Source organism: Streptomyces antioxidans (assembly GCF_000968685.2).
Lineage (GTDB): Bacteria > Actinomycetota > Actinomycetes > Streptomycetales > Streptomycetaceae > Streptomyces > Streptomyces antioxidans.
Genome location: NZ_LAKD02000050.1, coordinates 47,304 through 74,301, shown reverse-complemented (window position 1 = coordinate 74,301; position 26,998 = coordinate 47,304). Strand labels below are relative to the sequence as shown.

General features: G+C 70.1%; 23 protein-coding genes and 1 pseudogene. 10 read left to right on the top strand and 14 right to left on the bottom strand.

Annotated features, from left to right (window positions below; all coding sequences use genetic code 11):
- Positions 1-1,653 carry a DUF6119 family protein gene (locus VT50_RS20880; protein ID WP_158083218.1) on the bottom strand — a complete coding sequence of 551 codons (1,653 nt, stop codon included), beginning with the start codon at positions 1,651-1,653 and terminating at the stop codon, positions 1-3.
- A gap of 382 nt (positions 1,654-2,035) precedes the next feature.
- Between VT50_RS20880 and VT50_RS41425 the strand changes: the two are divergent.
- A pseudogene (locus tag VT50_RS41425) lies at positions 2,036-2,122 on the top strand (glutamine synthetase); the annotation flags it as partial.
- Between the two features lie 52 nt (positions 2,123-2,174).
- Here the strand turns inward: VT50_RS41425 and VT50_RS20870 are convergent.
- Positions 2,175-3,341, bottom strand: coding sequence for an MFS transporter (locus tag VT50_RS20870; RefSeq protein WP_240529241.1), 1,167 nt, complete (start codon positions 3,339-3,341; stop codon positions 2,175-2,177).
- Positions 3,342-3,617: 276 nt separating this feature from the next.
- Between VT50_RS20870 and VT50_RS41420 the strand changes: the two genes are divergently transcribed.
- On the top strand, positions 3,618-3,872 hold the full coding sequence (locus VT50_RS41420; RefSeq protein ID WP_420822209.1) for a LysR family transcriptional regulator: 255 nt from the start codon (positions 3,618-3,620) through the stop codon (positions 3,870-3,872).
- 190 nt (positions 3,873-4,062) lie between these two features.
- Positions 4,063-7,308: a bifunctional [glutamine synthetase] adenylyltransferase/[glutamine synthetase]-adenylyl-L-tyrosine phosphorylase gene (locus VT50_RS20860; RefSeq protein ID WP_046090004.1), complete on the top strand. Its 3,246-nt coding sequence runs from the start codon at positions 4,063-4,065 to the stop codon at positions 7,306-7,308.
- A gap of 68 nt (positions 7,309-7,376) precedes the next feature.
- Here VT50_RS20860 and VT50_RS20855 read toward each other — a convergent pair whose 3' ends face one another.
- The 3 genes from VT50_RS20855 to VT50_RS20845 form a co-directional block, all read right to left on the bottom strand.
- A complete protein-coding gene (locus VT50_RS20855) occupies positions 7,377-8,582 on the bottom strand; it encodes a hypothetical protein (RefSeq protein ID WP_046090003.1) in 1,206 nt (401 codons plus the stop codon).
- The gene (locus VT50_RS20850) at positions 8,579-9,679 is read right to left on the bottom strand and encodes a hypothetical protein (RefSeq protein ID WP_053048815.1); all 1,101 of its coding nucleotides are present in this window, start codon (positions 9,677-9,679) and stop codon (positions 8,579-8,581) included. The genes VT50_RS20855 and VT50_RS20850 overlap by 4 nt, the downstream gene beginning before the upstream one ends.
- Positions 9,680-9,762: 83 nt before the next feature.
- Complete coding sequence (locus VT50_RS20845) at positions 9,763-10,197, bottom strand: ATP-binding protein (RefSeq protein ID WP_046090001.1); 435 nt, start codon at positions 10,195-10,197, stop codon at positions 9,763-9,765.
- Positions 10,198-10,371: 174 nt separating this feature from the next.
- Here VT50_RS20845 and VT50_RS20840 point away from each other — a divergent pair, with 174 nt between their 5' ends.
- A complete protein-coding gene (locus tag VT50_RS20840) occupies positions 10,372-11,265 on the top strand; it encodes a helix-turn-helix domain-containing protein (RefSeq protein WP_046090000.1) in 894 nt (297 codons plus the stop codon).
- Between the two features lie 10 nt (positions 11,266-11,275).
- On the top strand, positions 11,276-11,485 hold the full coding sequence (locus VT50_RS20835; protein ID WP_075200534.1) for a DUF397 domain-containing protein: 210 nt from the start codon (positions 11,276-11,278) through the stop codon (positions 11,483-11,485).
- A 262-nt stretch (positions 11,486-11,747) separates the two neighbouring features.
- Here VT50_RS20835 and VT50_RS20830 read toward each other — a convergent pair whose 3' ends face one another.
- The 8 genes from VT50_RS20830 to VT50_RS20795 form a co-directional block, all read right to left on the bottom strand.
- A complete protein-coding gene (locus tag VT50_RS20830) occupies positions 11,748-12,449 on the bottom strand; it encodes an MBL fold metallo-hydrolase (protein ID WP_046090011.1) in 702 nt (233 codons plus the stop codon).
- Positions 12,450-12,566: 117 nt separating this feature from the next.
- Complete coding sequence (locus tag VT50_RS20825; protein WP_046089999.1) at positions 12,567-13,595, bottom strand: S41 family peptidase; 1,029 nt, start codon at positions 13,593-13,595, stop codon at positions 12,567-12,569.
- A 52-nt stretch (positions 13,596-13,647) separates the two neighbouring features.
- Positions 13,648-14,307, bottom strand: coding sequence for a helix-turn-helix transcriptional regulator (locus VT50_RS20820; RefSeq protein ID WP_046089998.1), 660 nt, complete (start codon positions 14,305-14,307; stop codon positions 13,648-13,650).
- Positions 14,304-15,446, bottom strand: coding sequence for a threonine synthase (locus VT50_RS20815; RefSeq protein ID WP_107424850.1), 1,143 nt, complete (start codon positions 15,444-15,446; stop codon positions 14,304-14,306). The genes VT50_RS20820 and VT50_RS20815 overlap by 4 nt, the downstream gene beginning before the upstream one ends.
- A gap of 98 nt (positions 15,447-15,544) precedes the next feature.
- A complete protein-coding gene (locus tag VT50_RS20810) occupies positions 15,545-16,333 on the bottom strand; it encodes an HAD family hydrolase (protein ID WP_046090009.1) in 789 nt (262 codons plus the stop codon).
- A 271-nt stretch (positions 16,334-16,604) separates the two neighbouring features.
- Entirely contained in the window at positions 16,605-17,453 is an 849-nt protein-coding gene (locus tag VT50_RS20805; RefSeq protein ID WP_046089997.1) for a phosphatase PAP2 family protein, read from the bottom strand.
- Between the two features lie 233 nt (positions 17,454-17,686).
- Entirely contained in the window at positions 17,687-18,739 is a 1,053-nt protein-coding gene (locus VT50_RS20800; protein ID WP_046089996.1) for a LacI family DNA-binding transcriptional regulator, read from the bottom strand.
- 25 nt (positions 18,740-18,764) lie between these two features.
- Positions 18,765-20,465, bottom strand: a complete 1,701-nt coding sequence (locus VT50_RS20795; protein WP_046089995.1) for a glycoside hydrolase family 13 protein — start codon at positions 20,463-20,465, stop codon at positions 18,765-18,767.
- Between the two features lie 309 nt (positions 20,466-20,774).
- On the opposite strand from VT50_RS20795, the gene VT50_RS20790 reads away from it, so the two are divergent.
- The 5 genes from VT50_RS20790 (at position 20,775) to cutA (ending at position 25,594) form a co-directional block, all read left to right on the top strand.
- On the top strand, positions 20,775-22,052 hold the full coding sequence (locus tag VT50_RS20790) for an extracellular solute-binding protein (RefSeq protein WP_046089994.1): 1,278 nt from the start codon (positions 20,775-20,777) through the stop codon (positions 22,050-22,052).
- A gap of 11 nt (positions 22,053-22,063) precedes the next feature.
- The gene (locus VT50_RS20785; RefSeq protein ID WP_078840976.1) at positions 22,064-23,086 is read left to right on the top strand and encodes a carbohydrate ABC transporter permease; all 1,023 of its coding nucleotides are present in this window, start codon (positions 22,064-22,066) and stop codon (positions 23,084-23,086) included.
- Positions 23,087-23,088: 2 nt separating this feature from the next.
- The gene (locus VT50_RS20780) at positions 23,089-23,919 is read left to right on the top strand and encodes a sugar ABC transporter permease (protein WP_046089993.1); all 831 of its coding nucleotides are present in this window, start codon (positions 23,089-23,091) and stop codon (positions 23,917-23,919) included.
- Between the two features lie 62 nt (positions 23,920-23,981).
- Positions 23,982-25,025, top strand: a complete 1,044-nt coding sequence (locus tag VT50_RS20775; RefSeq protein ID WP_046090007.1) for a LacI family DNA-binding transcriptional regulator — start codon at positions 23,982-23,984, stop codon at positions 25,023-25,025.
- Positions 25,026-25,267: 242 nt separating this feature from the next.
- Positions 25,268-25,594 (top strand): divalent-cation tolerance protein CutA, encoded by a 327-nt coding sequence (gene cutA, locus VT50_RS20770; protein WP_046086240.1) that lies wholly within the window; start codon positions 25,268-25,270, stop codon positions 25,592-25,594.
- A 5-nt stretch (positions 25,595-25,599) separates the two neighbouring features.
- On the opposite strand, the gene VT50_RS20765 is transcribed toward cutA, so the two are convergent.
- A complete protein-coding gene (locus VT50_RS20765) occupies positions 25,600-26,937 on the bottom strand; it encodes an NsdA family TPR-like regulatory protein (protein ID WP_046086241.1) in 1,338 nt (445 codons plus the stop codon).
- Between the last annotated feature and the right edge of the window lie 61 nt (positions 26,938-26,998).

Below are 26,998 nucleotides of genomic sequence, written 5' to 3'. Positions count from 1 at the left end.
CTATTGAGGGATGGGGACCACTTCTACGTCAACATCCGCATTTTCCAGAGCATTTATTGCTCGCATTAGAGCCACCTGGGAAAACGTGAATAGATTTGCCCGCGACACCGTGGCGTCTCGTTTAATGGCAATTCCGTAGATGAGTTTCTTGGGCTTGGTGGCCGGGTCGTATGGATGTTTTAGGCTTCGCTCGCGAACCCTCTCGAGCAGCTTATTCCGGGCCTCTCGGTCCGATCTGAGTGCGTCTATCGACGTCCAGCCTTGCGCGAATAGGTGACTGAGGGGAGCAGAGCTAGAGGCCCTCTTGACGTGAATCAGCTCGTTCTGTGGGCCGATTATGTCGCACCCCTCAATGCCGTGCGGATGCAGCTTGGTATGGATCCTTCTGCGGTCCAGGCAAACCGCCCCTGGGATCAATTTGGCAGCCTCAAAGTTGTACGTCTCTTCGTCCTGCCATTCACTCTTCCATTTTGTCAGTGCGATTGAGGGTTTACGTGCAAACACCTCGTCTAGTCGATTCCTTAGAAAATTCAAGTAGTTGTCGCCAACCTCGAACCAGCGCCCTTGATGATAAAAGTAGTGGTCGGAATCGAGGGGTGCTTCAAAGGCCAGCCACTTATGGGCCTTTACCTGCCTGCTTGCCTTCTCCTGGCCCGATGCGTCTGAGCAGATCTGTATGTAGCCCGCTCGTAAGGCTTCGAGCTTTTTGTTCGGGCTGAGCCTTGAAAGTCGATCCAATACAGCAGAAATGTCCAGATCTTCAATAACTTCGAATCGGTCGGACGCGATTTTGATACGGTACGAGTGAGCTGCGTGCTCGTGCTCCTCGCATTCGGCGGGCAGTGTGAGGGCTAGTGGGCTTCCGTCGTTCGAGGCGAGTGCGGCAGACAGTCTGTCTTCTAGTTCACTCACTTTCTTGTTGCTGGATTTCAATGCCCTTATCTGGTCGATGAAGCCAAGCTCGGGGACAGGTGAAGCCGTATCGCTGACCCTTGTTATTTCTTTGAGGTCGCCAATTAGATCTGCTGGCCGTGTTCCGAGGGGAATTTTGAGAGAGTCTGCGGCGGCAATAGTTACTTTGCGCGACTTCGACCTATTGAAGGTCATGGAGACCGTACCCAGGGTTCCGGCTAGGCGACTTACTATCTCGCCGTAATACTCAATCCCGAATCCGCGGATTGACTGTCCTCCGGCAACGCTACTGCGGTCCACCCTTGCCCGGCTATCCATGATATTGCGGGTAATCTGTCGGATGTAATCCGGCTCGACTGATCGTATGGAAAACGAAAGGCCGAAACCCGGGTCGATTCTAGAAGGGTCGATCAGGAGGTGTCCCATTCCGTACGTGATGGCATAGGGGCCTCCCGGGATAGCAATCAGAATCGCGCCTGCTGCGGCAACATTGGATACCTTTGCGTTCTTCCCAGTAAGGGATTTGAACGTCGCGCACCAGTCTGCCTGGTTCTTCTTCCCCATGATTCCCCATGCTGTTATGGCGGGGAGTTGTTCTATCTGGGTGAGCTCGAGCGTGAAATCTGGACTGTTTGCGTAGTAGTCGACGAGTGCACTCTGTAGCGCGGCCTCATTGAGTTCTGTGTCAATCAGCCTGTAGAGGGTAGTCCGGCGCACGGTGTCTGTGGTGTTGCGTGCCATATCGGACATGAGCTCACCCTTCTGTTCTATTGACCAGAATCGGGCGATAGTACATGCAACCTGACTGCTTGGCACTCGAACAAGCTATTCGAATGAATTGTGTGGTTGGGCGAGTTGGATGGCGGCAGCGGAGTGCGTGGTGTGCTCCTGCCTCAGCGGAGAACCATCGAAGATGGCTAGCAAGCCCCTTGTTGGCCTGTCAGTTTCATCTCGGTCGGGTGGTCCGCTAGGTGGCAAGATCGGTCACGCGCCTCGTTGGGGCCGTCGGTGGGCCGTCCGAGGGGGCCCGACGACGACCAACAACGACCAACGACGACCGTGCCGACCCCGCTCGGAAGCGGCTCCGACAGGGTGCCCCCAGGCGGCGGATCCGCGCCATGACTTTCTGCGCAACAAGAAGCAGGAGTGGGAGGAGTACCGCTCCGAGGTGACGCCGTTCGAACTGCGGAAGAACCTGCCGGTGCTGTAGCCGGTGCTGTAGGGGCGGGCCAGGGCGGCAGTCCGTGGCCGGGGTCCGCGGGTCAGGGGGACGTACCGCCCCGCGTCCGGGCGGGCCGGTGGGCGCGGTCGACGGTGCCGTCGGCCACGGCGAGGGGTGTGACGGCCAGGATCAGGGCGGCCGTCGCCGCGAGGGCGCCGCCCACTCCCAGCGCCTGGGAGGCCAGGCCCACCGCCACGGCTCCGGCTCCGGTACCCGCGTCGTAGGCCATGTTCCACACGGTGCTGGCCGTGCCGTGCCCCTCGGGGCCGGCGCGACGGAACATCACCACCAGGGTGTCGTTCTGCAGGGCGCCGAAGCCCACGCCGTACACGGTCCCCGCCGCCGTGGCCAGCACGGCCGGTCCAGGAACGCCGCTGACCGACAGGGCGAGACCCCCTGTTCCGAGGGCGCAGGCCAGCACTCCGGGGACCAGCAGGCGCCCCGCCCCGGCGCGGTCGGCGAAGGCTCCGGCCGCCCAGCGGCCCGCGATCATCGCCGCGGACAGGGCGAAGAGTGCGCTGGGCGCGGCCGTACCGCCCTCCAGGGCGAGCGGGAGGAACGCGGTCACCCCTCCCAGGGCGCACGCCGAGACGATGAGCGTCGCCCATGGCCCGGCCAGGGGGCGCAGGCCTCCCGCGGGACGGTCCGGGCCGCCGTGCGCCCGGAGCCGGTGGGGTTCGGACGGTCCCTCCTCGACCCGCTGACCCGACATGAGCCCGGCCAGCGGGGCGGCCGCGACGCTCAGGGCGCCGGTGACGGCGAAGACCACCGTGAAACCGAACCGCTCGGCACACCACACACCCAGGGGCAGACAGATGACCTGGGGCAACCCCACCGCGATGCCGTACCGGCCCACCGCCCGGCCCCGCTGCCGGGCCGGCACCAGCTCGGCCACCAGCGCGCTGCCGGCCACCGCGACCATCCCGAAACCGATGCCCCGCACCGCCGAGACACCCAGGACCCACCCCAGACCGGAGGACAGGGGGTAGGCGAAGGTGGGCAGGCCCAGCAGCAGGGCCCCGGCGGCCAGCAGCCGGCGCAGCCCGTACCGGCGCAGCAGCCCGCCCATGACCAGCTGCACGCCCACCGTGCTGGCCATGGTCACTCCGGTGGCCGCTCCCACGCCGCCGGGTCCGGAACCGCCCTTCGCCGACCACAGGGACACCACGGACAGCAACGGTGTGTAGTTGGAGAAGGTCCCCAGCATGGCGGCGATCAGCAGCAGGAAGTCCCGCCCCGCCAGTCCGGTGGGAGGAGGCCGCCCGTCCGGGGAGCGGCGCGGGGAGGTGAAAAGGGCCATGATCTCTTTGTAGGCACCCATATCCATCGGGTCCAATGAACATAACCGATCCAGCCCATCAGTGATGACGATGGGTTCATGGGGCTGAAGCACCTCACGACGTTCCTCGCCGTCGCCCGCCATATGAGCTTCACCCGCGCCGCCCTGGAGCTGGACTACGTGTAGTCCAGCGTCACCGCACACATCAAAGCCCTCGAAACGGACCTGGACGTCCCGCTCTTCGAACGCCTGGGCCGCCGCGTCACGCTCACCGACGCCGGCCGCGAACTCCCGCCCCGCGTCCAGCAGATGGTCCACCAGGCGGTACGGGCCCGCGAGGCCGTCCAGGGCGCCGGCAGCGATCCCCGTGCCATGCGCGGCCCCCTGAGCATCGCCGCCCCCCTTTCTGCTCATGGAACCCGGCTGTGCCCAACGCGACGTCATGGACCGCTGTCCTGACGACCCTGACCGCTCTCGCCCGCCACCACTGGGCATCCCCCTGAGACGGATGCGCACCGGCGGCCCGGGGCGGACACCTGCCGCATCCTGGCCGGGGTCGCTTAGGCTCGTCAACGCCCCTTGATCACGGCAGGACGCAGGACGCAGGACCGACGGAGCTCGGCGCTCGACACGGACGGGAGGCGGCGGGATGGCCGTACCGCAGGGACGCAGGAGCAGCAATATCACCCGGCTGCTGCGGCACGGTTTCACCGACGCCTCGGCCGCGCAGCGGCTGCTGGACGCGCCCGAGCTGGCCGCGGTGCGGAGCGATTCGGTACTGCTGGAGGCGCTCGGCGCGACCGCCGACCCCGATCTGGCGCTGCGCGGGCTCCTGCGGCTCGTCGAGGCGCTGCCCGAGGAGGACGCGGAGCGGAAGGAGGACGGCGGGCAGCGGGCCGGTTCCCGGCAGGCGCTGCTGGACACCCTCGTCACCGCCAAACCGCTGCGCGACCGGCTGCTCGGGGTGCTCGGCGCCTCCGAGGCGCTGGGCGACCACCTCGCCCGTCACCCGGGCGACTGGCACGCCCTGGTGACCTACGAATCGGCCGATCTGCACCCCGCCACCCCCGAGTTCGAGCGGGCCCTGGCCGAGGGCGTCTGGGGCGCGCCCGGGGCGGGGACGCCCCGCCCCGACGCACTGCGCGTCGCCTACCGCCGGGCGCTGCTGGCCATCGCCGCCCGCGATGTGTGCGGCACCACCGACATCACCCAGACGGCCGCCGAACTGGCCGACCTGGCGACCGCCACGGTGCGGGCCGCGCTGGAGATCTCGGCCGAGGAGCAGCCGCAGGACGCCGCCGCCTGCCGGCTGGCCGTGATCGGCATGGGCAAATGCGGTGGCCGCGAGCTCAATTACGTCTCCGATGTGGACGTGATCTTCGTGGCGGAGGCCGTCGAGGGCGTCGAGGAGGACGAGGCGGTACGGGCCGCCGCCCGGCTCGCCTCGCGGCTGATGCGGGTCTGCTCCGACGTCACCGTCGAGGGCACCATCTGGCCCGTCGACGCCAACCTCCGCCCCGAGGGGCGCAACGGCCCGCTGGTGCGCACCCTCTCCAGCCATCTGGCGTACTACCAGCGCTGGGCCAAGACCTGGGAGTTCCAGGCGCTGCTGAAGGCCCGCCCGATGGCGGGCGACGCCACGCTCGGCCAGGCGTACGTGGACGCCCTCTCGCCGATGGTCTGGCGGGCCGTCGAGCGCGAGGACTTCATCCCGGACGTCCAGCAGATGCGCCGCCGGGTGGTCGAGAACATCCCGGTGTCCGAGGTCGACCGCGAGCTCAAGCTGGGCCCCGGCGGCCTGCGCGACGTCGAGTTCGCCGTCCAGCTGCTGCAGTTGGTGCACGGGCGGTCCGACGAGTCGCTGCGCAGCCGTACGACGCTGGACGCGCTCGAGGCCCTGGCCGCCGGAGGCTATGTGGGGCGCACCGACGCCGCCGCGCTGGACGCCGCGTACCGCTTCCTGCGCACCATGGAGCACCGCCTCCAGCTCTACCGGCTGCGCCGCACCCATCTGATGCCCGAGGGCGAGGCCGACCAGCGCCGCCTCGGCCGCTCGCTCGGCTTCCGCACCGAGCCGGTGGCCGAGCTGGGCGCCGCCTGGCGGCGGCACGCCCGCGAGGTGCGGCGGCTGCACGAGAAGCTGTTCTACCGGCCGCTGCTGGACGCCGTCGCCCAGCTCCAGCCCGGTGAGATCCGGCTCAGCTCCGAGGCGGCCGGTCAGCGGCTCACCGCCCTGGGGTACGCGGATCCGGCCGGTGCGCTGCGCCATCTGGAGGCCCTGGCGTCCGGGGTGACCCGTAAGGCGGCGATCCAGCGGACGCTGCTGCCCGTGCTGCTGGGCTGGTTCGCCGACTCCGCCGACCCGGACGCCGGGCTGCTTGGCTTCCGCAAGGTCTCGGACGCGCTGGGCAAGACGCCCTGGTACCTGCGGCTGCTGCGCGACGAGGGAGCCGCGGCCGAGAACCTGGCCCGGGTGCTCTCCGCCGGGCGGCTCGCCCCCGACCTGCTGCTGCGCGCCCCCGAGGCGGTCGCCCTGCTCGGCGACCCGGAGGGGCTGCGCCCGCGCGGCCGGGCCCATCTGGAGCAGGAGGTGCTGGCCGCGGTCGGCCGCGCCGACGGCGCCGAGCAGGCGGTCGCGGCGGCGCGCGGGGTGCGGCGGCGCGAGATGTTCCGTACGGCCGCCGCGGACATCATCGAAAGCGCCCGGCTGGCCAACGGCGAGGTGCGCCCCACCGTGAGCTGGCCGCCGTCGGGCGACCAGACGCCGGGCCGGGCCACCGGGGCGGCCGCCCCCGTACCGGCCAAGGCCGCTGCCCCGGCCGAGGCGCCCGAGGTCCCCAGCGCCCTGCGGGAATCCGAACCCCACGTACCGGCCCGGCCCGCCGCCCCCGCCCCCGCCGGCGAACCGGCCGTGGACGACGCGATGCTGATCGACATGGTCGGAGACGCCCTCTCCGATCTGAACGCCGCGACCCTCGCCGGGGCCCTGCGCGCCGCCGTCCGCGACACCTGGGGCGATGAGCTGCCCACCCGCTTCGCCGTCATCGGCCTCGGCCGCTTCGGCGGCCATGAGCTCAGCTACGGCTCGGACGCCGATGTGCTCTTCGTCCACGAGCCGCGCGAGGGGGCCGACGACCAGGAGGCCGCCCGCGCCGCCTTCGCCGTGGCCAATGAGATGCGGCGGCTGCTCCAGCTCCCCACCGTGGACCCGCCCCTGCTCATCGACGCCGATCTGCGCCCCGAGGGCAAGTCCGGGCCGCTGGTGCGCACGCTCGCCTCGTACGCCGCCTACTACCGCCGCTGGTCGCTGGTCTGGGAGAGCCAGGCGCTGCTGCGCGCCGAGCCGGTGGCGGGCGACCCCGATCTCGGCCGACGGTTCATCGAGCTGATCGATCCGCTGCGGTATCCGGTCGAGGGTCTTGGCGAGGACGCGATCCGCGAGATCCGGCGGCTCAAGGCCCGGATGGAGTCCGAGCGGCTGCCCCGCGGGGCCGACCCCACCACCCACGCCAAGCTGGGCCGCGGCGGTCTCAGCGACGTCGAATGGACCGTCCAGCTGCTCCAGATGCGGCACGGCTGGGCCGAGCCCGGGCTGCGCACCACCCGCACCCGGGAGGCCCTGGCCGCCGCCCACGCCGCCGGGCTGATCTCCACCGAGGACGCCCAGACCCTCGACGAGGCGTGGATCCTCGCCAGCAGGGTCCGCAACGCCGTGATGCTCGTCCGCGGCCGCCCCGGCGACACCTTCCCCACGGACGTCCGCGAACTGGCCGCCGTGGGCCGCCACTTGGGCTACGGCCCCGGCCACGTCGGCGAGATGCTCGAGGATTACCGCCGCACCACCCGGCGGGCGCGGGCGGTGGTGGAACGGCTCTTCTACGACTACGAGAGCTGACCGGGGACCGGCGCCGTAACCGGGGCTCCGCCCCGGAACCCCGGTCCTCAGTCGCCGACGGGCTGATGTCAGCCGTGCGGGTGGACGGTGATGTGCAGCGGGCCGCAGCCGATCCGGTCGGCCTCGGCGGCCACATAGCGGGGGAGGATCGTACGGATGTCGCTGGGGTGGCGGCCGTTCTCGGCCCGGACCAGGAAGGTGACCTGGCCGGTCTGGCACTTGGCCTGGAACAGCCCCATGTCGTCGCGGACGAAACCGTATCCGTCCTGCTCATCGGCGCTTACCTCATCCTTGGCGCCGTCCAGGGACATCCTTTCGTAGAGGATCGCGAGCCGGGGGTCCTCGATCGTCATCAGCCGCAGCTCGGGGTGGTTGAAGAGCACATCGCGGTCGCAGGTGCGGACCGGGCCGCCGCCCCGGGTCACCACGGTGTCGCCCCTCCCGTCGTGCACGAACGCCGCCGGGAGCCGTAGCCCCTTGATGCCGCACATCGCGTCCTTCTTCTCGTCCGGGAACCGCGGCGGCCCGGACATCTGAGGGACCGGGTCGGCGATCTTGCTCGTGCACCCCTTGTCGGCCATGTAGTGGTTGACCAGCTTGACCACGGCGCGGGCGAGCGCGTCGCGGTCCTCGGTGTTCACGTCGTCGTCGTAGACCGTCCAGCCGGTCTCCATGTCGATCACCGTGGGGCCGCTGGTGTCGATTCCGCTCGGCCGCCCGATACAGCCGTCGGGCACCGCGAGCCAGGCCCGGGTGTCCGAGGCCATGCCCAGCAGCCCATCACCCAGCGGGGTGAGCCGCGCGGACAGGAACTCATCCGCCCACTGGCCGCCCGCACCGCCGAACCGGGTGTCCAACTGGTGTGCCTGGACCGTGATCCGCCGCCCGCGCGGCGAGGTCAGTCGGCATTCGCCCGACGGGCCCTCGCTGCCGATGCGATCGGAGGTGATGGGCACCTCGGACGTCTCGATGTCCCTCTTGCCGTCGAACAGCGCCGCCACATCGTCCCTGCCGAGCGCTCCCCAGCAGGCCCGGTCGTCCGCGAACGGACCCGCCTCGGCCTGCCAGGCCACACCCGCGCCGCCGAGCAGCGCACCCAGCAGGGCCCCGACCACGGCCATGATCACGGCCAGCCGTTGGCGGGAGCGGGCCACGCGGTGCCAGTGCCACCAGGGGCGGCGCCGCTCGTGCAGCGGCACGCGGGCGCTGCTCGCGCTCTCGTTGCCGTTCTCGTTGCTGTTGTCGTTGTTGTTCTCGTTCTCGGAGTCGTTCATCGGCTGGAACCCCCAGGTGCGACGGGCGCGCAACCGACGCGCCGCGCCACGGCGTTGGCGAAGGCGGCGAAGTACGGAGTCTTCTCGTGTACGGACGAGGCGAGCATCAGCACGTTGAGCGGGCGCCCCGCGCACTCGGCCCGTACGACCTTGTAGTCGTCGGCGAAGACGCCCGTACCGCGCCACCCGCGCGCCGGTGCCTCGCTGCCCGTGGCGCCGTCGAACAGCGCGGAGAGCCGCGGCTGGGCGACCATCAGGGCGTCGAAGAACCGGCCGTTACCGTGGTCCGTCCGCACCGAACAGGACTGGAGATCCCGGGTGACCGCGCCGACCTGGTACTCCATGTCGCGGGACGCCTTCTCGCTGAACTCCAGGCCCCTGATCCGGCAGGCCCGGGTGAAGAAGTCCTCGTCGTCCTCGGGCAGCGTGGGCATCGGCGAGTTGGCCTCGAGCGGCTTGTCCGGGGCGCAACCCGCCTTCTCCATCGCACGGTTGGCCACCGCGGCGAGCAACCGGGCCACGGACTGTGAGCCGCCGAGCCCGGCGTCGCTCGACACGGTGGAGTCGCCGTAGTCCGAGCGCGCCAACGAGTCGAGCGTCACCGTGGTCGGCCGTCCGTCCTCGGTGTCGCACCCCTTGGGCAGCACCAGCAGCCCCTGCCGCCCGTCGGTGGCGCCCGGCAGCCCGTCGGGCAGCGGCATCGACGTGTCGCCGAGGTAGCCGCCGATCCACTCCATGCGCTCCGCGGCGCCCTTGGGCGCGGGGCCGTAGGTGACCGTGATCTCGGTCTCCTCCGCGACATTGCTGCCGTCGCTGCTGGTGCGCTCGGAGTGGAGCTTCACGGCGCACCGCCCGCGCTGCCGCGCCTTCGTCGGCGCGGTCTCCTTGGACGTACGGCTGGCGTTGTCCTCGTCCAGCGTGTCGCTACTCAGGAAGTCCGGTCCGCTGTCCTCTTTCCACGCACCCCAGCAGTAGGTGTCCTTCCCGTCGAACGGCCAGGTGTCCGTGGCCCATGTCCCGGCCCCGGCCACCAGCACCGCGACGGCGCCACCTATGAGAACGCGTCGGCGGCGTGCGCCGCCCATCAACTGTTTCATCTTCGACCTTCCCCCGTGTGGCCGCCGATCCTACTCAGCGGCTCCGCGTACGACGTGAAGAGGTCATGGCAGTTCCGTACCCGTCAGGCTCCCGGACCGGCCCCGCTGACCTGGAACCACACCGACTTTCCCGGGCCCGGCCCGTGGTGGCAGACGCCCCAGTCGGTGGCTGAGCTGCCGATGATGAGCAGCCCCCGGCCGCTCTCGGCATCGGCCGCGTCCCCGGCGAGGGTGCGCTGCGCGGGAAGCCCGGGGGCGTCGTCGCTCACGAGAACGCGCAGCGTGCCGTACGGTCCCCACTCGGCGTAGAGGGTGACGGGTGCCGAGCAGCCGTTGGCCCGGCAGGCGTTGACGGCATTGGTGACGGCCTCGGAGGTCAGCAGCAGAGCGGTGTCCGTTAAGTCGGTGCGCTTCGCGGTGTGCAGAGCGGTGCGGACGGCTTCCCGGGCGGTACGGACCCAGCCGGGGTCGGGCGGGAAGACGAGGGAGAAGTCGGCGCGGGGGAGCTGGGCGCTCACGGTGATGTTGCCTCCTTCGGCCAGCGGCCGTTGGGCGGACGCCGGTTGGGTGATTCGTCTTCGACGATAGAGATTTGGGTTTCCATACTGCAACCCATGTGGCTGGATTACCTCCAACGAGTGGCCTCGGGATCCCCCAGCGGGCAGACTGCTCACGATCACGAGGAGGTCGTCATGGGGCTACGGGCCAACCCGACGCAGCGGCAACGGCGTCTGGGGTCGGAACTGCGAAGGCTTCGCAACGAGCGCGGCTTGTCCGCAGCGGAAGCCGGAGTCTTCGCCGGGCTCGGCTCGCCGCATCTCGGGCATATCGAGGCGGGTCGAACGGCCATTCCCGAGGCGAAGCTCCGCGCGTTGCTCGCCGGATACGGTTGCCAAGATGAATCACTTGTTGACGCTCTCGTCGCCATGAGCGAGTCCAAGGGGAAGGGGTGGTGGTCGGACTACCGCAAATCCCCGCTCTCTCAGAGCGCACATGATCTCGCGGAGCTCGAGGCCACGGCGGTTGCTCACCGCTCGTTCCAGTGGATGTACGTGCCCGGGGTGCTCCAGACCCCCGAGTACGCGCGAGCTCTCACGACCGGAGCTGAGCCAGAGGCCGATCGCAGCTTGCTGGACACCTACGTCGAGTTCCGGCTGAAGCGTCAGGAGGTCTTGGCCGGGGAGTCCCCACCCGCCTTTCACGCGGTCATCCACGAGGCGGCGTTCCACATGCAGTTCGTGGAGAACGGCGTCATGCGCCGCCAGCTCGAGCACCTTGTGGAGATGGCCCGGCTGCCGCATGTCCACATTCGGCTCCTGCCATTCAAGGCGGCCCTCTCCCCGGCGACTCCTGCGGCGGCGTTCATCCTCTTCGAGGCCGAGGTGCCCGAGCTGAACACGGTCTACGTGGAGCACCCCGTGTCCTCGGCGTTCCTCGGAAACCAAGCGCATCTCGCGCAGTACGACACCGCTTTCGAACGTCTCACGACGGCGGCGCTGCCACCGATTGACCCGACTCCCGAACGCGAGTCCTATATGCGTAGCGACTCACTTAGGCTCGTGCAGCATCTGCTGTACACGCTCTGAGGAGAACCTCATGTCCGGGTCCGAATGGCGGAAGTCGAGTTATAGCAGCGGAGTCGGAGGCCAAGACTGCGTCGAAGTCGCCGCAACACCGAACGGCCGCATACACCTACGCGAGAGCGATGACCCGGCGGTCGTCATCGCCACCCACCCGACCCGGTGGGGCGCGTTTGTGCGGGGGATAAAGCGGGGGGACTTCGACCATCTGTCGGGGAACGCGTGACCGGGGCTGAGGCGGCGGGGCCGGTGCGGGCTTCGCCCCTCCAAGTACCCCTCCCGAAAACGCTTGATCTAAAGCAACTCATCCATCAAACGTTTTCCAGGGGGGTACCCCACCCCCCGGCAGTCCGGCATCGGCACAAGCCCCTGAGCACGGAAGCCGCCACCGGCCCCTGCCACCACCGGCCCGCCGCCCGGCGGCGAAGGCGCGAGCCCGGCACCCCCGGCCCCATGCTCAAAGGCGCCGAAGGCGCGAGACGGCCCCGTCAGTCGCCCGACGGCTCCCAGACCGCACAGTCGTGGGCGAAGAGGACGCGGCGGGGGTCGAAGTCGATGAGACGGTCCAGCCAACTCCGGTACGGGAGGGGGCGCGCCACGCCATCGAGGGCGGCCCTGCGCGCCAGGTGGTCCGAGGCGAACTCGGAAGCGAAGTCATGTGCCTGTCCGGCGAGGATCACCGTGCCGTCGGACTGGCGGACGACCAGGGACTGATGGCCGTCGGCGTGTCCGGGGGTGGGGACGATGTGGACGCCCGGCCAGATCTCGGTCTCGCCGGTGAGTTCTTCGTAGCTGGCGCCGGGGAAGTCCAGTAGCTCGTCAAACGTGTAGTCGCCGCCGCGCGCGGTGGCCAGCTCCACGTCCTGGACCAGGATCGGCGTACCGGCCAGCAAGGGGTTGCCGCCGCAGTGGTCGAAGTGGAGGTGGCAGTTCACCACGAGGGAGACGTCCGCGAGGGCGAGCCCGGCCGCCGACAGCGCCTCCGGCAGGGCGCGCCGACGCGGGCGGTAATGGGCCTCGGTCTCGGGGTCGGCGGCGCCGATGCCGGTGTCGAAGAGGATCAGCCCACGGTCGTGCCGTACAAGGTAGGCGAGTACGGGTTCGACTCGTGGGTGCGGTCCGCCCGTTTCCGAGGCCGGGCGGACGAAGTAGCCGAGGTCGAGGCGGCGCACGGAGATGTCGTTGGCCATCCCGTCATGGTCGCGCAGCACGGGGCGAGCCCGCTCGGCGCTCTGCCGCGGGCAGAGCGGCCAAGAAGGCGCTTCCCATCGCGGCGCTGTTGAGGCGGCACCGCGCGGGGCCTCCGGTCACGGGCAGCCGGATTGCTTCGTAAGCCACTGGACGGCCGCGTCCAGGGCGCGGTCGCGGGCGGTGCCGATGTCCTTGGGCTCGACGAGGAACTCCTCGTCCGGCGCGATCGGTCCGTCGTGGGTGCGGCCGGTTCGGTCCGCTTCCTTCACCTCGGTGAGCAGCAGCTCCGCACCGTCGGAAAGGCGGTGGGGGCTGTTGCCGGTGGGGACGCCAGACGTCTCCATTCCGAAGCTCCGGGTCGCGGGGCGCCCCCGGAAGGCCACGGCAACCGCTTCTCCGGCGCTCGCGGTGCCGTCGTCGGTGAGGACGGCCACGGCCGGGCGGGTAAGCGACAGTGGCTTGGCCGCCGACCACGGGAGCGGCTTGGCGCCGACCTTGAGTGTTCCGTCCTTCACCGTCCACACGGTGCGCTTGCCGTCAGCCCCCACGAAGGCGCCCACCTCCCCATCGCCCAAGATTCCCGCTATGACGGCGAACATGGGATACATGCTCCCGCCCCTGTTCCCGCGCAGATCCACCACCCAGCCGCAGGCGCCCTTCCGGTCGGCCGCCGCCACCGCGCCCCGGCCCTGACGCACATAGGTGTCATACGTGTGCGCCGAGCCCTGTACGCCCGGCAGGGCCACGTACCCCGGGCCGTCCCGCAGCCGCTTGGCGGTCAGGCCGGGGATCCTGTCCAGGGATGTCCCCAGCGCCCGCTCGGCGGCGGCCGGAGTGAGGAGCCGGCTGTGGCCGTCGCCGAGGGCGTGGAGGACCCCCTCGATCGCGGGATAGGTGTCGCTCGGCTTCCGGGCGCCCGCCGCCTGGGCGAACGCCGCGCGCCGCACCTCGGGCCAGTCGACCTCGCCCCGGTTCAGCGCCCGCTTCTGGACGAGGTCCAGTGCCGCCGTGAGATACGTGCGTGCCTTCGGTGCGATCCGGTCGTCGGGCGCTGTCTCCTCATGGTGGGAGCACGCGGTCGCGAGCGCGAGGAGCAGGATCAGGGCCAGCGCGCCCCACCGTGGTAACCGACTGCTGCGCTTCATGAGTTCTCAGCCTAGAGGCGGATTCATCGGGTGAGGAGGCGAAAAGCGACGTCTAGGGCGAGCGCAGGTAGTTGTAGACGGTGGCGCGGGAGACGCCCAGCAGTTCGGTGACCACCTGGACGGAGTGCTTCACCTGGAGGTAGCCGCTGGTCTTGAGGGTGCGGACGAGTTCCTTCTTGGCGGGGGTGCCCAGGCTGCGCGAGGTCTGGCCGCGGGCGGCGGCGAATTCCTCGATGACGGTGCGCAGCTCGGCGGCGGTGCGGGCGCGGAGGGTTTCGGTGAGCGGCTGCTCCTGCTCATCGGTGCGGACGAGGTTGGTGAGGCTTCGGGCGGCGCTCGCGAAGAGGGAGACGTCCAGGTTGAGGCAGATGGCGGCGACGTACTGGCCCGCGCTGTTCTTGATGCCGACCGAGGTGCTCTTCGCCGGGCGGCCGTCGGGGAAGGTGTTGGCGTAGTTCTGGACGATGTCGGGGAAGCCGGGGTCCCGCATCCGGGCCAGGCCCAGCTCGGTGGCGGGCTGGCCCACCTCGCGGCCGGAGAGATTGCTCTCGATGGCGCGGATGGACTGGTCGGGGTCGCGCAGATCGTGGAGGACCACCTCGCACAGCCCGGGGAACATCCGGCCGAGGGCGACCACGATCTTCTCGGCCTCGCGGAGCAGTAGTTCGTCCTCGGTGGTTCCCGTCGTCTTCCGGACGCCCTCCCCGGTCATCCGAAGAGTTCCGTCATCGTCGGGGTCGCCTTCAGGCCCGACCCGGTCAGCAGCACCACCGTGGTCTCGCCGGGGCGGATCGCGCCCCGGGCGCGGAAGACCTCGATCGCCGCGGCGGCGGTCGCGCTGGTGGGCTCCGCGTAGAGCCCCATCGCGGCCAGCCGGCGGACCGCCGTGGCGATCGCGTCCTCCGGGATGGCCGCCATGTCGCCGTCCGAGCGGCGGATGGCGCGCAGCACTTCGGGGAGGCGGACGGGCTCCCGGATGGCCGTGCCCTCGGCGATGGTCGGGGCGTGGAGAGACGGTACGGGGGCCTCGGCGCCCGCGCGGAACGCGGCGTGCAGCGGGGCGCAGTGGGCGGGCTGGGCCACCAGCAGCCGGGGGCGGCGGGCGATCTGGCCCGCGCCGAGCAGCTCGGAGAAGCCGAGGTCACAGCCGAGTACGGTGCTGCCCGCGCCCGCCACGGTCACCACGGCGTCCGGTGCGGTGAAGCCCAGGTCCTCCCACAGCTCGTACGCAAGGGTCTTGGTGCCCTGGAGGAAGAAGGGGTGCCAGTTGTGGCTGGCGTAGTACGTATGGGCCGACTGGCGCAGCGCCTCCGCGGCGGTGGCGTCCCGGTCGCCCGGCACCAGCTGGACCTCGGCGCCGTAGGCCCGGCTCTGGAGGACCTTCGCGGGGGAGGTGGCGGCGGGGGCGAGGATCCGGGCCCGGATACCGGCGGCGGCGCAGTACGCGGAGACGGAGGCCCCGCCGTTGCCGGAGCTGTCCTCGATGACCTCGCGTACGCCCCGCTGGGCGAGGAGCGAGATCATCACGCTGGTGCCGCGGTCCTTGAAGCTGCCGGTGGGGCTGAACCACTCCAGCTTGAAGTGAATCCGATCCTCCCCCCAGCCCTTCTCGACCAGCGGGGTGCACCCTTCTCCCAGTGACACCGGGGCGTCGATGCGCACCGGGAGGGCCGCTCGGTAGCGCCACAGTGACCGGGCCCCGGTGTCCACCTGCTCGCGGGTGATGCCGGGCAGCGCGGAGACGGTGAGCGGGGCCCCGTCATCGCCGCACCAGCGGGGGTCATCGATCGGGTAGGTGGCGCCGGAGCGCTCGTCGAGGTAGTGGGCTTCGGATCGTGGTTCGGTTCGCACCTTAGATATTTTGTTTAGTTGTATATAGTCAGTCAAGGGCATGCGGGGGCGGCTCAAGGCCGCCGCGAGTGCCGTACGAGAACCCCTCAGGGGTGTGCTCAGGGGTGGGCGAACAGCCGTTCAAGCACCACCGCGACCCCGTCGTCCTCGTTCGCGGGCGCCACCTCGTCGGCCATCGCCTTCAGATCCGGGTGGGCGTTGCCCATCGCGACCCCGTATCCGGCCCAGCCCAGCAGCGGGATGTCATTGGGCATATCGCCGAACGCGACCGTCCCGGCGGGGGTGAACCCCATGCGGTCGGCGGCCAGTTGGAGCCCCACCGACTTGTCCGTCCCGGCCGGAAGCACCTCGATCATGCCCTTCTCGGAGTGGGCCACCGCCACCTCGCCCCCGCCCACCCGCTCCGCGGCCGCCGCGACCAGCCCGTCCGCCACCGTACGGTGACGCATCAGCACCTTCTCGATCGGCGCCGCCCACAGCTCCTCCCGCTCGGCCAGCCCCCACTCCGGGCGCATCCGGTCGGTGAAGCGGGCGGTGACGACGAAGCGGTTCTCGGGCGCCGCGGTCACCACGGCGAGCTCCAGCGGCCCGGCGCCCAGCGCCTCCTCGGTGCGCTCCACCACCGACCGGGCCAGCTCCCGGTCCAGCGACGCCGAGACCAGCAGCCGGTCCGCGGAGGCGTCGTACAACTGCGCGCCCTGTCCGCACACCGCGAGCCCCCGGTAGCCGATCGCCACCAGGAACTCACGGCAGGACGCGGCCGGGCGCCCGGTGACCACCAGATGCCGCGCCCCGGCGGCCCCGACCAGGGCGAGCGCCGCGCGGTTGCGCGGCGAGACCGTCAGATCCCCGCGCAGCAGGGTGCCGTCGAGGTCGGTGGCCACCAGCGGGAAGTGGGGCCGCCCGGCGGTACGGGGGCGGGGGAGCGGCGCGCGCGGAGCGGGCGGGGATCCGGAAGCGGATCCCGACGCGGATCCCGACGTGGATACGGAAGAAGTGGCGTCGGCGGTGTGCACGGTGGCCGGTGGTCCCTTTCGTCACGCTCATCGTGCTCATTCCGCGTCGATCAGCGCGACACAGGGAGCCCCTGAACCCATGTCGACCCGTCAGCCCATGTCGACCTTGCGGAACAGAGAATGGCGGCTCCGCCGGAGACGATCAAACCGTGCAGATCACGGCCACCTGCTTCGGCAGCCGGTACGGCGGCGAGCCGTACCACGCGCACGACAGCGCGAAGCCGAAGGAGAGACAGACGACCCCGCCGACCGCGTCCATCCAGAAGTGGTTGGCGGTGGCCACGATCACCAGCAGCGTGGCCGAGGGGTAGAGCAGCCCCAGCGTCTTCACCCACACCGGACGGGCCAGCGTCGCGATGGTCAGACCGCACCACAGCGACCAGCCGATGTGCATCGAGGGCATCGCCGCGTACTGGTTCGACATATCGGCGAGGTTTCCCGAGGCCATCGAGCCCCAGGTGTTGTGCACCACCACGGTGTCGATGAAGTGGCCGCCGCTCATCAGCCGGGGCGGGGCCAACGGAAAGAAGTAGTAGCCGAGCAGGGCCACGCCCGTGGTCGCGAAGAGCGCCAGCCGGGTGGCGGCGTAACGGCCCGGATGCCAGTGGTAGAGCCACACCAGCACGCTGAGCGTCACGAGGAAGTGGAGCGTGGCGTAGTAGTAGTTCATGCCCACGATCAGCCAGCTGACCGAGTCGATCGCATGGTTGACGCCCCGTTCGAAGGCCATTCCGAGCCGGTGCTCCCACTCCCAGATCCAGCCCGCGTTGCGCAGTGCCTCCGGCCGCTGCTCCGGGACGGCGTTGCGGATCAGCGAATAGGTCCAGTAACTGACGGCGATGAGGACGATCTCGAACCAGAGCCGGGGCCTTCTGGGGGTACGCAAACGGTCCATCAGGGTGAGGCCCGGCGCCCCCTCCGCGTCGGTGTCCGCGCTGGGTGCCGGGGTGGCTGTTCGGCCTGCCGTGGTCCTGATCGTCGCTCCACCCATGGGGCAACAGTCTGCCAGACGACACCCACCCGCAGATCATCCACGGCATCGGGTCTTCGATGCTTATGTCCTGGTCCGGGGGGTCCTCCACGGTGCGTATGCCCGTATACGTCCACCGGGCACCGGGACCGAGCCCCACCTCCCAGCCCCTCCGGTGTTTGAGGAGCGGGGTCTGGGGCGGAGCCCCAGTTGAGGGAAGGGGTGGGGAGGGGGACAGCCCGCCGCAGGCGTCACTAGCCCGCGCCCCCGGCCACCCGGCCCCGCGCCTCCACACCGTGGGCCGATGCCGTGGACCCGCGTACCACCAACTCGGGCAGGAAGACGAACTCGCTGGGCGGAGCCGGGGTGCCGCCGATCTCCTCCAGCAGCGCCCGCACCGCCGCCTGCCCCATCGACTGCACCGGTTTGCGGATCGTCGTCAGCGGCGGATCGGTGAAGGCGATCAGCGGGGAGTCGTCGAAGCCGACCACCGAGATGTCCTGGGGGACCGCGAGCCCCTGCCGCCGGGCCGCCCGGATGGCACCCAGGGCCATCATGTCGCTCGCGCACACCACCGCCGTACAGCCCCGCTCGATCAGCGCGGTCGCCGCCGCCTGGCCGCCCTCCAGGGTGTACAGCGAATGCTGGATCAGCTCCTCGGACTCGGCCGGGGAGAGCCCCAGCCGGTCCCGCACCGCCTGCTGAAAGCCTTCGATCTTGCGCAGTACGGGCACGAATCGCTTCGGCCCGAGCGCGAGACCGACCCGGGTGTGTCCGAGCGAGACCAGATGGGTGACCGCCAGCCCCATCGCCGCCCGGTCGTCCGGGGAGATGAACGGCGCCCGCACCCTCGGCGAGAAGCCGTCCACCAGCACGAACGGCACGCCCTGGCCGCGCAGCTGGTCATAGCGCTGCATATCGGCCGAGGTGTCCGCGTGCAGCCCGGAGACGAAGATGATCCCGGCCACCCCCCGGTCCACCAGCATCTCGGTCAGCTCGTCCTCCGTCGAACCGCCGGGGGTCTGGGTGGCCAGCACCGGGGTGTAGCCCTGCCGGGTGAGCGCCTGCCCGATGACCTGGGCGAGCGCGGGGAAGATCGGGTTCTCCAGCTCGGGCGTGATCAGTCCCACCAGCCCGGCGCTGCGCTGCCGCAGCCGCACCGGCCGCTCATAGCCGAGGACGTCCAGAGCGGCGAGGACGGACTCGCGGGTGGCCGCGGCCACCCCCGGCCTGCCATTGAGGACGCGGCTGACGGTGGCTTCGCTGACCCCCGCCTGGGCTGCGATGTCAGCGAGCCGTGCGGTCATGGAGTGGGACTGTACCGGTCGCGTGTCAGATTGCCCACCACGCACACGAATCAGGCGGAATGCGCACGGTTCCGGCCTCGTACGTCAGCGTTCCGGCCCCGTACGCCAGCGGTGCGGACGACAGCAGCGCACGCCCGGGCACCGGCAGTTCGACCTCCTCCCCGAGCGTGTTGAGCGTGCACACGAAGCCCGGCCGGGACAGCGCGAGCACCCCCGCGGGAGCCTCCAGCCAGCTCATCGAGCCGTCCCCCAACCCCGGCAGCTCACGGCGCAGCGCGAGCGCGTCCCGGTACAGCTCCAGCGTGGAGCCGGGGTCGCCGGTCTGCGCCTCGACGGACAGCTCGGCCCAGCCCTCCGGCTGGGGCAGCCAGCTGGAGCCGGGGCCGAAGCCGTGGGAGTCGCCGGAGCGGGTCCAGGGCAGGGGCACCCGGCAGCCGTCGCGGAAGCCGTCCTGCCCGCTCTGGCCCTCCTGCCCGTCGGGGGAGGTGCGGAAGAAGGCCGGGTCCTGGCGCAGCTCGTCCGGCAGCTCGGTCACCTCGGGCAGGCCCAGTTCCTCGCCCTGGTAGAGATAGGCCGAGCCGGGCAGCGCCAGGATGAGCAGGGCCGCGGCCCGGGCGCGGGCGAGCCCTCGTGCCGGGCCGCCGCCGGCCCCTTCGGCGTAGCGGGTGGTGTGCCGGACCACATCGTGGTTGGAGAGCACCCAGGTGGTGGGGGCGCCGACGGAGGCGGTGGCGGCCAGCGACTCGTCGATCACCTGACGCATCGCGGCCGCGTCCCACGGGCACTTCAGGAACTGGAAGTTGAACGCCTGGTGCAGCTCGTCGGGGCGTACGTAGAGGGCCAGCCGCTCGGCGGTGGGCGCCCATGCCTCGGCGACGCCGATCCGGTCACCGGGGTAGGAGTCCAGCAGCCGCCGCCAGGAGCGGTGGATCTCGTGCACCCCGTCCTGGTCGAAGAACGGCAGCACCTGGGAGCCGATCAGCTTGGCCTGTTCGGTGCGGCCGATGTCGGGCAGCCCGGCGGCCTTGACCATGCCGTGGGCGACATCGATACGGAAGCCGTCCACGCCCAGATCCAGCCAGAAGCGCAGCACCGAGTCGAACTCCGCGCGGACCTCGGGGGAGTCCCAGTTGAGGTCGGGCTGCTGGGGGGCGAACAGATGGAGATACCACTCGCCGGGGGTGCCGTCCGGGCCGGTGGTACGGGTCCAGGCGGGGCCGCCGAAGACCGACTCCCAGTCGTTCGGCGGCAGTTCGCCGTGGGCGCCGCGGCCGGGGCGGAAGTGGTAGCGGGCGCGGGCCGCGCCGCCCGGCCGGTCGCCCAGTGCCTCGCGGAACCACGGGTGCTGGTCCGAGCTGTGGTTGGGGACGACGTCCACGATCACCTTCAGCCCCAGCTCATGGGCGGTGCGCACCAGGTCGTCCGCATCGCCGAGGGAGCCGAAGAGCGGGTCCACGGCGCGGTAGTCCGCCACGTCATAGCCGCCGTCGGCCTGCGGGGAGGCGTAGAAGGGGGTCAGCCAGACGGCGTCCACACCCAGCCCGGCGAGGTGCGGCAGCCGCTCCCGCGCCCCGCGCAGATCGCCGATCCCGTCGCCGTCGCTGTCGGCGAAGGAGCGTACGTACACCTGGTAGATGACGGCGTCGCGCCACCATCCGTGGCCTTCGGACGGCTCCGCCGGATCGGTGGCGAGGGAGGTCAGGGAGGTCGTGAGCTCCTGGGTCATGGCGCGAAACGTAACAGCTCTGCAATGGCTTGCGGAAGAGCTTGCAGGGCGCGCTGATGCCCTCGGGGAGTGCTCCGGTCGTGCCCGTGGACGCATGCCAAGCGCCGGAACGGGGCTGTTCAGCGCCGGAACGGGGGCTGTCAAGCGGCGGGACGGGAGCGGAGCGGCCACCGCGGGGACACGCGGACGTAACGATGCCCCGTCCCCTTGCAGAAATTTGCCGCAAGGTCTTTCGACGGGCTTGCGGCCCTGTTACGTTCCTCCGCAACCCGGGGCCGCGAGGGAGCGGCCGGCTTTGGAGGAGTTCAGATGCGACGTGGCATAGCGGCCACCGCACTCGTCGCGGCCATGGCGCTCGCGGCGACGGCATGCGGCGGTGACGACGGCGGCAGCGGCGACAAGAAGTCCGGCGGTCATCTCTCCGGCACCGTGACCTACTGGGACACGTCGAACGACGCGGAGAAGGGCACGTACAAGGAGCTCGCCCTGGGCTTCGCGAAGAAGTACCCCGACGTCAAGGTCAACTACGTCAATGTGCCCTTCGGCGACGCCCTGGCCAAGTTCAAGAACGCCGCGGGCTCCGGCGGCTCCGGCGCGCCCGATGTGCTGCGCACCGAGGTGGCCTGGACCCAGGACCTGGCCAACATCGGCTATCTCGCCCCGCTGGACGGCACCCCCGCCCTCGCCGATCAGTCCGACTATCTGCCCAAGGCGCTCGCCGGGGCCAAGTTCAAGGGCAAGACCTACGCCGTACCGCAGGTCATCGACACCCTCGGCCTCTTCTACAACAAGAAGATGCTGAAGGACGCCGGGGTCGAGCCGCCCAAGGACTGGACCGAGCTCAAGGCCGCCGCCAAGAAGATCAAGGAGAAGACCGGCAAGACCGGCCTCTATCTGCGCGGCGACGACGCCTACTGGTACCTGCCCTTCATCTACGGCGAGGGCGGTGACCTCCTCGACACCGGCGCCAAGAAGGTCACCATCGACGACGAGCCCGGCATCAAGGCGTTCGCCGCCGCCCGCGACCTGGTCACCTCGAAGGCGGCGGAGACCGACGCCACCGACGGCTGGGACAACATGCAGAACGCCATCAAGAACGGCGACGTCGCGATGACGATCAACGGGCCGTGGGCGATCGAGGACACCCTGGCGGGCAAGGCGTTCAAGGACAAGTCCAACCTCGGGGTGGTCCCGGTCCCGGCGGGCAGCAAGGGCCAGGGCGCCCCGCAGGGCGGCCAGAACCTCACCGTCTACGCCGGATCGAAGAACCTGGACGCCTCCTACGCCTTCGCGCGGTACATGAGCTCGGCCGAGGTGCAGGCCAAGACCACCGAGAAGCTCTCCCTGCTGCCCACCCGCACCTCCGTCTACTCCAACAAGACGGTCGCCGCGAACCCCAATGTGAAGTTCTTCAAGGCCGCCGTCGACAAGGCCGTCGAGCGCCCCTGGATCCCCGAGGGCAACAGCCTCTTCCAGGCGATCCTGGTGCAGTTCCCGGGCGTCCTCACCGGCAAGACCTCACCCGAGAAGGCCGCCAAGTCGGTCGGTGACGCCTACCGCAAGCTCCTCAAGGGCGACTGGAAGTAGGGCCGGCGACGATGGCTGTCGACACCAGCCGGCCGCTGGACCCGGCCGCGGGCGCGAAGGGCGCCCGCGGCCGGGGCGGCCGCGCCCGCAAGCCCGGCACCCCACCGCCGCGCCGGATCCGCGACGCGCTCGCCCGCCACTGGTACGCCTGGGCCATGGTGGCGCCCGTCGTGGCCGTCATCGGGCTGATCATCGGCTATCCGCTGGTCCGCGGCGTCTATCTGTCGCTGACCGACGCCAACGAGGCCAATGTCGAGCGCACCATCGGGATCAACCACATCCCCGCCACCTACCGGACGGTCGGCCTCGACAACTTCCGGGCGATCCTGAAGGACCAGGTCTTCTGGGACCGGCTGAGCTGGACCGTCACCTGGACCGTCAGCTGTGTGGCGCTCACCTTCGCGATCGGCCTGGGCCTGGCCGTCCTGCTCAACCGGCGGTTCGCCGGGCGCGCCCTCTACCGCTCGCTGCTGATCCTGCCCTGGGCCGTCCCCGCCTTCGTCTCCGTCTTCGCCTGGCGGCTGCTCTACAACGAGAAGAACGGCATCCTCAACAAGGTGCTGCACGGCGGCGGGATCGACGCGGTGCCCTGGCTGAACGACCCCACCATGGCCAAGGTCTCGGTGATCGCCGTGAACATCTGGCTCGGGGTGCCGTTCATGCTGGTCGCGCTGCTCGGCGGGCTGCAGTCCATCCCCGGTGAGCTGTACGAGGCCGCCGAGATGGACGGGGCGGGCCCCTGGCAGCGGTTCCGCCACATCACCCTGCCCGGGCTGCGCTCGGTCAGCTCCACCGTGGTCCTGCTGTCGACCATCTGGACGTTCAACATGTTCCCGGTGATCTTCCTGCTGACCCGCGGCGGACCCGGCGACTCCACCGAGATCCTGGTGACCTACGCCTACCGGCTCTCCTTCGTCAACAGCCCGCGCGACTTCGCCGGCGCCTCGGCCTGGGGCGTGCTGATCCTGCTCATCCTCATGCTCTTCGCGGTGATCTACCGCCGTTCGCTCCGCAGGCAGGGAGAGGTGTGGTAGCCATGCGCGACCAACGACGCGGACCGCTGGCCTCCGTCGGGCTGCACACCACCCTCATCGTCGCCTCCGCGGTCGCGGTCTTCCCGCCGCTGTGGCTGCTGATCACCTCGTTCAAGCCCAAGAGCGAGGCGTTCAGCACCGATGTGGTGAAGGACCCGACGCTGCGGAACTACCAACACGTCCTGGGCGACACCGAGTTCCTGACCTGGTTCGGCAACTCGCTGTTCATCGTGGTCATCACCACGCTCCTGGGCGTCTTCGTCGCGGCCACCACCGGCTACGCCGTCAGCCGCTTCCGGTTCCCGGGGATGCGCCCGCTGATGTGGCTGCTGCTGATCACCCAGATGTTCCCGGTGGCCATCCTCATCGTGCCGCTGTACAACATCATGTCGACGCTGGGCTGGCTCAACCAGCCGATCTCGCTCATCGTCACGTACCTCACCGTGGCCGTGCCGTTCTGCGCCTGGATGATGAAGGGCTTCTTCGACACCATCCCGGTGGAGATCGACGAATCCGGCCGGGTCGACGGGCTCAACCCCTTCGGGACCTTCTGGCGGTTGGTCGTCCCGCTGGCCAAGCCGGGGCTCGCGGTGACCGCGTTCTACACCTTCATCACGGCCTGGGCCGAGGTGGCCTACGCCTCCGCCTTTATGACGGGGGAGGAGAACCTCACGCTCGCCGCGGGGCTCCAGACCTTCGTCAACCAGTACACCTCCGACTGGGGTTCGATGACGGCCGCCGCCGTCATGATCGCCATCCCGGCGGCGCTGGTGTTCTCCTGGGCGCAGCGCCATCTGGTGGCGGGGCTCACGGCCGGGGCGACCAAGTCGTGACGGGTCCGCTGGCGGCGGGGCGGGACGCGGCGGCGAGTGCGGCGGAGGAGGGCCCCTCCGGGATTGGCCCGTCCGCGGCGCGTTCGCCGGTCGCGTCGCCGCGGCTCGCCGATATCGCCGCCCAGGCCGAGGTCAGCGAGGCCACCGTCAGCCGGGTGCTCAACGGCAAGGCGGGCGTCGCGGCCACCACCCGGCAGCGGGTGCTCGCCGCCCTCGACGTCCTCGGCTACGACCGGCCGGTGCGGCTGCGGCGGCGCAGCGCCGGTCTTGTCGGCCTGGTGATCCCGGAGCTGACCAACCCCGTCTTCCCCGCCTTCGCCCAGATCATCGAGCAGGTGCTGGCCGGTCATGGCTACACCCCGATCCTGTGCACCCAGATGCCCGGCGGCGCCACCGAGGACGAACTGGTCGAGCAGTTGGAGGAGCGCGATGTGGCAGGCATCGTCTTCATGTCCGGACTGCACGCCGACACCACGGCCGACCCCGCCCGCTATGCCCGGCTGGCCGGGCGCAAGGTGCCGTTCGTCCTGATCAACGGCTACAACGAGCACATCCAGGCCACGTTCGTCTCGCCGGACGACCGGGCGGCGGCGCGGATGGCCGTCCGCCACCTGTCCGCGCTCGGCCACCACCGGATCGGCCTCGCGGTGGGGCCCGCCCGCTACGTTCCCGCGCTGCGCAAGGTCAAGGGGTTCCTCGCGGCGAGCGCGGAGCTGCTGGACCGGTCGGCGGACGAGGCACGGGAGTTGGTGCGGCATACGCTGTTCAGCGTCGAGGGCGGGCAGGTGGCGGCGGCCACGCTGCTGGACCAGGGCTGTACGGGCATCGTGTGCGGCAGCGATCTGATGGCGCTCGGGGCGATCCGGGAGGCGGCCCGGCGCGGGCTGCGGGTGCCGCACGATGTGTCGGTGGTCGGCTTCGACGACTCCCCGCTGATCGCCTTCACCGACCCGCCGCTGACCACGGTGCGGCAGCCGGTGCAGTCGATGGCGACGGCGGCGGTGGGGGCGCTGCTCGAGGAGATGGCCGGGGACCCGGTCCACCACACGGAGTTCGTCTTCCAGCCGGATCTGGTGGTGCGCGGCTCCACGGCGAGGCTCCGCTAACAGTGCCCGCCGGTTGGTGCCGCCTGCGGCGGGCTGTTCCCCTCCCCGCCCCTTCCCACAACTGGGGCTGCGCCCCAGACGGGATAGGAGATAAGGAAGGGAAAGTGACCCCAACCGTAACGCCGCTCCAGGGAGGTGGGTGTTGCTGGGTGTGGGTATCGCCCGCCGGGGTGGCCCCCGGGACAGCACGACGGCTCGATGCCTTATGTGCCCGAGCCTGGTCCGGGTCTAGGCTCGGCGGCATGGCTGAGTACCTACAGGTGGCCACGGCCACGGAAACCCGTGACGACGCCGTGAAGTTGGCGCAATCGGTTGTAGCCGCCAGGTTGGCGGCCGGTGCGCAGATCGTCGGTCCGGTGGCCTCGGTGTTCTGGCATCAAGGCGAGTTCGGTACCGGCGAAGAGTGGCAGCTTCTGCTCAAGACCCGCGCTGACCGGTATGCGGCGCTGGAAGTGCACCTCTTGGAGCACCACCCGTGGAAGAACCCGGAGGTCTCGGCGGTGCCGCTCGCCGGGGCAGTGGATTACCTGCGCTGGATCGACAAGAGCACCCAGCCCGGCCTGGACTGAATCCGTCACGCCCTGGCCCGTTCGAGGACTTCGGCCACCGCAGGTAGATCCCGGTAGACGCTGAACTGCCGCAATGTGGGCTCGAGGCGTTGGCGGGGGCGTACGGAGGCGACTCCGGCGGACAGGTCCAGTGCGCGGCCGGCGACCGTCGCGGCCTGCTCCACTTCGCGGGCGGTTAGGTAGGACTCGGCCAGCCAGGACAGGTACAGGCTCTTGTCCCGGGCGTGGGTGTCGTCGTATCGGGTCAGCACGTCTTCCAGCACGGGGACCGCGCGGAGTGGGTGGCGAAGTTCGGTCCAGCACCGGCCGGTCATGATCCGGAGTTCGTCCCGGTCCACCCATGCGACCCAATCGGGCTGCGGAGTCCCGTCACCATCGCTGAGGGCTGCCTCAGCCGCGCTCAGTGCCCGCTCTGTCTCGCTGTCGCGCCCGGCGACCGCGTAGGCCCATGCAAGCCGTTCGTGAAGCAGTGCCCGGACGCCGGGCGGCGCTCCCGGGCCTGCGGTGCGGCAGGACTGTTCGGCGGTCTCGACTCCGGCGGCCCGGTCGCCATTGATCCGCTGGTAGGCGAGGAACGCGAGAGCGTTTCCGGCGAGGGCTGCGTCTCCGGCTTCCGTGGCGGCCTGATGGCTGGCTTCGTACAGGCCACGAGCGTCAGCGTGCTTGCCCGCGTCGAACGCGGCCCATCCCGCCTGCTGCGCCTGTTCGGCCAGCACGGAAAGCAGGGCGCGGCCGGTCTGCTGGGTGTAGCCGGCCTCTCGCATCATGGCTTTGGTGGCTTGGTACTCGCCGAGATAGACACGGTAGGTGTCGCCTCCGCCGAGAACGTCGTCCAGACGGCGCAGGCGGGCGGTCCGCTGGCGTAGTCGGTCCGGGATGTCGCGGCCGATCCGGTGGCCGGTCGTGAGTGGAGTGAGTTCCGGCAGGCCGACCGCCAATCCGGCGAGGGCCGACGCCTTGAAGAAACCCCGTCGCCGCACTGCGCTATCTCCATCTCGGGTCGTACCGGTAGTACCTGCGGGCGCGGCGGGATATCCGGGTGGCTGCTCCGTCGCCTCCCACGTGCGGGGTGCGAGGCCGAGCATGTGCCCGGGGATGCGTAAGGCGTCGGCGATGGTGGCGATCTTCTCGAAGGTCGTCACGCTGCCGTCGCCCCGTGCCAGGGCGCCCACTCGCTCCGGCTTGATGCCGCACTCAGCCGCGATCTTTGAGTAACTGATTTTGGCTTCTGCCCGAGCGAGTAGAAACACCGTGCCGAAGTCGTGGGCCGTGATGGCTGCTCGCATGTCCGCCCGGTTGAGGAGAGCACGCGGCAGCGCTGTCGGCGGTTCGTATGCGGTCATAAGCTGCCCCGTCGCGCTTGCTGGTGACAGTGTGTCGCACTGGCCTGACGCTCAGCCTACC

Coding starts and splice junctions, on each gene's coding strand:
- VT50_RS20880 (WP_158083218.1), bottom strand. CDS start 1,653: ATGGCACGCAACACCACAGACACCGTGCGCCGGACTACCCTCTACAGG.
- VT50_RS20870 (WP_240529241.1), bottom strand. CDS start 3,341: ATGCTGGGGACCTTCTCCAACTACACACCGTTGCTGTCCGTGGTGTCC.
- VT50_RS20860 (WP_046090004.1), top strand. CDS start 4,063: ATGGCCGTACCGCAGGGACGCAGGAGCAGCAATATCACCCGGCTGCTG.
- VT50_RS20855 (WP_046090003.1), bottom strand. CDS start 8,582: ATGAACGACTCCGAGAACGAGAACAACAACGACAACAGCAACGAGAAC.
- VT50_RS20850 (WP_053048815.1), bottom strand. CDS start 9,679: ATGAAACAGTTGATGGGCGGCGCACGCCGCCGACGCGTTCTCATAGGT.
- VT50_RS20840 (WP_046090000.1), top strand. CDS start 10,372: ATGGGGCTACGGGCCAACCCGACGCAGCGGCAACGGCGTCTGGGGTCG.
- VT50_RS20835 (WP_075200534.1), top strand. CDS start 11,276: ATGTCCGGGTCCGAATGGCGGAAGTCGAGTTATAGCAGCGGAGTCGGA.
- VT50_RS20830 (WP_046090011.1), bottom strand. CDS start 12,449: ATGGCCAACGACATCTCCGTGCGCCGCCTCGACCTCGGCTACTTCGTC.
- VT50_RS20825 (WP_046089999.1), bottom strand. CDS start 13,595: ATGAAGCGCAGCAGTCGGTTACCACGGTGGGGCGCGCTGGCCCTGATC.
- VT50_RS20820 (WP_046089998.1), bottom strand. CDS start 14,307: ATGACCGGGGAGGGCGTCCGGAAGACGACGGGAACCACCGAGGACGAA.
- VT50_RS20805 (WP_046089997.1), bottom strand. CDS start 17,453: ATGGGTGGAGCGACGATCAGGACCACGGCAGGCCGAACAGCCACCCCG.
- VT50_RS20800 (WP_046089996.1), bottom strand. CDS start 18,739: ATGACCGCACGGCTCGCTGACATCGCAGCCCAGGCGGGGGTCAGCGAA.
- VT50_RS20795 (WP_046089995.1), bottom strand. CDS start 20,465: ATGACCCAGGAGCTCACGACCTCCCTGACCTCCCTCGCCACCGATCCG.
- VT50_RS20790 (WP_046089994.1), top strand. CDS start 20,775: ATGCGACGTGGCATAGCGGCCACCGCACTCGTCGCGGCCATGGCGCTC.
- VT50_RS20785 (WP_078840976.1), top strand. CDS start 22,064: ATGGCTGTCGACACCAGCCGGCCGCTGGACCCGGCCGCGGGCGCGAAG.
- VT50_RS20780 (WP_046089993.1), top strand. CDS start 23,089: ATGCGCGACCAACGACGCGGACCGCTGGCCTCCGTCGGGCTGCACACC.
- cutA (WP_046086240.1), top strand. CDS start 25,268: ATGGCTGAGTACCTACAGGTGGCCACGGCCACGGAAACCCGTGACGAC.
- VT50_RS20765 (WP_046086241.1), bottom strand. CDS start 26,937: ATGACCGCATACGAACCGCCGACAGCGCTGCCGCGTGCTCTCCTCAAC.